Genomic DNA, 5,404 nt, shown 5'->3' with positions numbered 1-5,404 from the left:
ATCCTAACATAAGATCAACACGACCTAGTTTTTGTTCATAGCTCCTCTCTCTTTATAAGAGAGGAGCTCAGGTTTTGCATAAGGTTTCACCTGTCAGTTCAACAGGCTAGATCCCATCCCAAACATTCCTGCATCACCTGGCCCAATAGGTACAGGGATCCGCAGAGGACAGCCGGTGGCTCAGTGGGGGTTTTGGGCTTGAGCAGCTGTGCTCGAAAAGCGGAGAGATTGGGCAGTGCCCGTGCTGAGGCGAGATGAGGCTGCAGAGTCTGGGCTAGCTGAGCAAGTTGCTCGGGATCCGTCCCAGAGTGGCCAGCAATTGGCAGGGCAAAAAAGCAATCTCCTGGTCGCAGCAGGGTGCTGAGAATGCCCTGGACATCTTTGGTGGTGAGGATGCCCATATACCAGGTGAGGGGGCCAGGTTGATACTTATCCAGATAGCGACGGAGAGCCTGGGCAGCGGGTAAGTTGTGGGCTCCGTCCATCAGCAACTGGCGGGATCCAATCTGCACCCGCTGTAGGCGCCCCGGCCAACGGGTGATGGCAAATCCTTTTTCGACAGCGGCATCCGGGATCCGCCAGCCCTGTTGCTGTAGGGTTTCCACAACGGCAAGAGCTACTGCCGCATTGGTGAGTTGTACATCGCCGCTGAGGGGCAAGGTGAGGAGCTGCCCTCGCCAGTGGACGGTTTGAGGCTCTGACCATCGCAGAGGTTCGACCATCTTCAGGGGGCTTCGCAATTGCTCTGCCTTGGCTCGGATAACTGCTGTGACCTCTGGGGTTTGGGGTGCGCACACTGCCGGGATCCCTGGCTTGAGAATGCCCGCCTTTTCAGAGGCAATTTGGGGAAGGCTGTTGCCCAAGCGCTGCCAATGATCCCAGCCGATGGAGGTGATAGCCGTTACCACTGGCTCGATCCCAGCATTGGTAGCATCCAGCCGCCCCCCCAGGCCCACTTCTATCACTGCCACATCCACCTTTTGCCAGCGGAAGTACAGCCAAGCGGCAGCGGTGATAACCTCAAACTGGGTGGGAGAAGCCTCGTCAGGGGCATAGGTTTGTAGGCAGTCTCGCACCTGGGCCAGCGCTTGGCTCCAGTCGTTGGCGGAAATGTATTCCCCGTTCAGCCAAATCCGTTCCCGCCAGTCCACCAAATGGGGAGAGGTGTAGCGGCCCACACGATAGCCTGCCGCCCACAACACGTGGCTGACCCAGGCACAGACAGATCCTTTGCCGTTGGTGCCGGCTACGTGGATGGCCGGGATCCCAGCTTGGGGCTGTCCTAGACGCTGCAGCAAGACTTGCATGCGTTCCAGACTGAGATCCACACCAAAATGGCCCAGGGACTCCAGAAAGGCCGGCCAATCCCAGTCTGGGATGCGAGGCAGGGTTAGGGACAAGTTGCTCTGGTTCAAGCAAAGACTCCGTCTTGCCAGGGTAGGTGAGATTTGGGATTTTTTCTAGGGATCAACAATTCTAGAGGTTCACTACAAAAGCGTCACGGATGCCCGGCTGCTTGAGCACCTCTTCCAGGATCCCATCCGGCAGGGGATCGTCCAAGCTGAGCACCATGACTGCATCGCCGCGGATGATCTTGCGCCCCACCTGCATGCTGGCGATGTTGACATTGTAGGCTCCCAGCAGGGTGCCAATCCGTCCGATGATCCCCGGCATATCCCGGTGCAGGGTCATCAGCATGTTGGCGGAAGGGGGCACATTCACCGGGAACTCGTCGATCTGGGTGATCCGCACCTCTCGCTCCCCAATCAACGCCCCCGAAACCGAGCGGATCCCATTGGGGCCGTGGGCAATCAACGTCAGGGATCCGGAATAATCTTTCAAGGAGGGATCTCGAGTTTCCACCACCCGAATGCCCCGTTCTTTGGCCTCGATGGAGGCGTTGACGTAGTTGACCCGCTCCCGCAGCGCCAGCGTCAAAAGCCCTTTGAGAGCGGCAATGACGATCGGCTGCCCATCTTTTTCCGCCAGATCTCCCTGCAGGCGGATCTCCAACTGGTTGACGCGATCCCCCGCCAATTGGCCAACCAAGTTGCCTAGGGTTTCGGCCAAGTCCAGGTAGGGTCTGAGGTTTTGCAGCACCTCTGCCTGTAGGCCGGGGATGTTCACGGCAGAGCGGGCCGGCAGCCCCAGCAACACATCGCGGATCTGCTCGGCCACATCGATGGCCACGTTCACCTGGGCTTCTTCGGTAGAGGCCCCCAAGTGGGGAGTGAGCAGGACTTCCTTGCCCAGAGAAAACAGCGGAGAGTCCTTCAGGGGCTCGTTGGCAAATACATCCAAAGCCGCTCCGGCAATTTGACCGGATTTCAGGGCTTCGTACAGGGCTTGTTCATCCACCAAACCGCCACGGGCGCAGTTGATCAGGCGAGCGGTCGGCTTCATCATGCGGAAGGTTTCGGCGTTGAACAGGTTGGTGGTTTCAGGGGTTTTGGGAACGTGCAAGGTGATGTAGTCCGATTCCTGCACCAAAGTTGTGAAGTCTACCAGGCGTACCCCCAGTTGCTCGGCCCGCTCCACGGACAGATAGGGGTCATAGGCCAGCAGCTTCATCCCCATCGCCTTGGCAATCTGGGCCACATGGGATCCAATCCGACCCAATCCGACAATCCCCAGCGTTTTTTTGTAGACTTCTACGCCGACAAACTCTTGCCGATTCCACAGGCCCGACTTCAGAGAGGCATTGGCATCGGGTATGTGGCGGGAGAGGGCCATCATCAAGGCAATGGCGTGCTCGGCAGCGGCAATGGTGTTGCCCTCTGGGGAGTTGACCACCAGGATCCCGGCTTTGGTTGCGGCAGGCACATCGATGTTGTCAACGCCAACGCCCGCCCGCCCGATGATTTTTAAGTTCGTCCCCGCCTCGATTACCTCTCGGGTAACCCGTGTACCGGAGCGCACCATGATGGCATCGTAGTTGGGGATGACCGCGATCAACTGCTCTGGGGTGAGCTGGGTTTGCACATCCACCTGAGCGACTTGGGAGAGAATGTCGATCCCCGCCTGATCGATGGGATCTGTGACGATGACTCTGGGCATAAGCAGCGTTAGTCCAGTGGGATGGAGGGCAACAGAAGTAGGGGAACAGATTACCCAAAAAATTGGGTCTAAAGCTCCGTCCTACCGCTACGCAGTTCGCCTTGGCCTCAGGAAGCTGTAGGAGGGCTTTAATGCTATGGTCATCCTTAGCGGCAGGGTAGTCAACCGCTCTGTTCAAGCAAGCGGGCTATAGGCCTTAAGCCCAGCAGTGCGAAGGCCAACGAAGACACGCTGTGAATATTCTGGTCGTCAATGCCGGTTCCAGCAGCCTCAAATCCTCCCTATTTCTGACGGTTGAGGGAAGGGTGGAGGCCACGCCCATCTGGCAAGCCCAGGTGGATTTCACCTACAAGCCGGGGGAGGCCCTCATCCAGACTCGTCGGCGAGGCGGTGGGTGGGAATCTTTTCCCTCCGCTTCACCTGAGGGAGGGATCGGCCAACTGGCCCCGCTGTTTCAAAGCCTCTGGCAAGGGGAGGGATCCCTGCTCCCGCAGGCGGCTGAGATCGGCGGCGTCGGCCATCGGGTGGTGCATGGGGGATCCCTGTACCGGCAGCCCACCTTAATTACGCCAGAGGTGGAGAGGGCGATTGAGCAATTGATCCCCTTGGCTCCGGCCCACAACCCTGCCGCGCTAGCCGGCATTCGTCTGCTGAGTCAACTGTTGCCCGGGATCCCTCAGGTGGCCGTTTTCGACACCGCCTTCCACCAGCAAATGCCTCTGGCCGCAGCCCTTTACCCCCTTCCCTACGCTTGGGCTGAACAAGGGATCCGCCGCTACGGGTTTCATGGCATCAACCACGAGCATTGCGCCCGTCGCGCTGCCGAGATCTTGAACCGACCCCTGGAGGAGTTGCGGCTGATCACCTGTCACCTGGGCAACGGCTGCTCGTTGGCGGCCATTCGCGGGGGCAGAAGTGTGGACACCACCATGGGCTACACCCCCCTGGAGGGCTTGATGATGGGATCCCGGTCGGGGTCAGTGGATCCGGGCATTTTGATCCATCAGTTGCGCCAGGGCATGAGCGTGGATGAACTGGATCGGATCTTGAACCGAGAATCAGGGCTGAAGGGCGTTTCCGGCCTGAGCAGCGATATGCGGGTTGTGTTGGAGGCAATGGAGGCAGGCCATGCCCGGGCGGAGCTGGCTTTCGATCTGTTTGTCCACCGTCTGCGCAGCCAGATTGGGGCAATGCTCATGAGCTTGGATCGGCTGGATGCGCTGGTGTTTTCTGGGGGGATTGGGGAAAACTCAGCACCGGTGCGGGCGGCAGCCTGTGCAGACCTAGGTTTTTTAGGGATCCAGATCGACCCGGTTTTGAATGCCGGATCCCCCCGCAACTGCGATATCAGCACTTCGGATGCGCCGGTGCGGGTTCTGGTGATCTCAGCCCAAGAGGACTGGGCCATTGCCACAGCTTGCCAAAACCTTTTGCAAGGGGAATAGACGAAGGATTCCAGGCTGCTTCTCGCCAGGTTCTCTCCTTTCCGCCCGCTGGCTTGGTGGAGACAAACTCTAGACAATAAGCTCAAAAAAAGAAGACCTTTTGGAGTGGAGGAAAACCATGCAGCGAAGGCATGAACGGATCCCAGTGCTGGTGCTGCTGAGCAGTGTTCTGGTGGGGTGTGGGGGTACAACCGGCAGCAGCAATCTTCCGCCCCTGCCGCCTCCCATACCTGCTCCGTCCCTCACCATTACTGATCTCTCTCCGCGCACCGTCTTGGTGGGGCAAACTCCAACCTTTGTGGTATCTTTCCGGGTAGAGGCCCCTGCCGGGATCCGGGGTTCCAACGCCTTTTTGGCTTCCGTCACCACCCCACTGGGCGATTTCGTAACCCTGGGAGCTTTTGATGCTGCTCAGTTGCCCGGCTGCTTCGTTGGGGCGACCACCTGCACCGTTACAGGGCTGACCCTGGCCCAGAATCGCTTTACCCTCACTCAAACGGGATCCCATCAGCTCACCATCAGTGTGTTCGATCGGCAGGAGCGGCTGGGCAGCGGCAGTTTCCCATTTACCGGAGTGCTTTGAAAACGGTTTGGATAAAGACACAGAGGATACTAGTCTTGCAGGATCCCCAGAAACTCAAAACTCACTCTAGGCCCTATCTCTCAGGTGGATTTCTGAGGCTTCCGGCCAAGGGATCAGGCCACCTCGGTCAAACTTGAACGGCCTCGCCGTTCCTGAGGAGATCGAGTTTTGTTGCTTCAAATCGGGTGGGGATAAAGTCGAGTATGTAGTCACTCTAAACATCATGGTCTAAACATCATGAATGAAACCTTTCCGTCTGGTTCCCCTCTCCCTCTGGAAGAGGAGCTGAGGGTGGTCGCGGAAGCGGCGCGGAGCGTTT

General features: G+C 58.5%; 4 protein-coding genes. 2 read left to right on the top strand and 2 right to left on the bottom strand.

Going from position 1 to position 5,404, the window contains the following annotated elements; translation table 11 throughout:
* Positions 1-98: 98 nt before the first annotated feature.
* Together NW815_RS13590 and serA are read right to left on the bottom strand one after the other, a co-directional pair.
* A complete protein-coding gene (locus NW815_RS13590) occupies positions 99-1,415 on the bottom strand; it encodes a bifunctional folylpolyglutamate synthase/dihydrofolate synthase (protein WP_414388913.1) in 1,317 nt (438 codons plus the stop codon).
* 61 nt (positions 1,416-1,476) lie between these two features.
* Positions 1,477-3,057, bottom strand: a complete 1,581-nt coding sequence (gene serA, locus NW815_RS13585; RefSeq protein WP_414332254.1) for a phosphoglycerate dehydrogenase — start codon at positions 3,055-3,057, stop codon at positions 1,477-1,479.
* 233 nt (positions 3,058-3,290) lie between these two features.
* Between serA and NW815_RS13580 the strand changes: the two genes are divergently transcribed.
* Complete coding sequence (locus tag NW815_RS13580) at positions 3,291-4,502, top strand: acetate kinase (protein ID WP_414390825.1); 1,212 nt, start codon at positions 3,291-3,293, stop codon at positions 4,500-4,502.
* 118 nt (positions 4,503-4,620) lie between these two features.
* Entirely contained in the window at positions 4,621-5,085 is a 465-nt protein-coding gene (locus tag NW815_RS13575) for a hypothetical protein (protein WP_414390822.1), read from the top strand.
* The last annotated feature ends 319 nt before the right edge of the window (positions 5,086-5,404 follow it).

The sequence above is a fragment of the Synechococcus sp. R6-7 genome, assembly GCF_047461695.1.
GTDB lineage: Bacteria > Cyanobacteriota > Cyanobacteriia > Thermostichales > Thermostichaceae > Thermostichus.
Note: the sequence above shows the minus strand (reverse complement) of the source record. Positions and strands in the feature narration are given on the sequence as shown.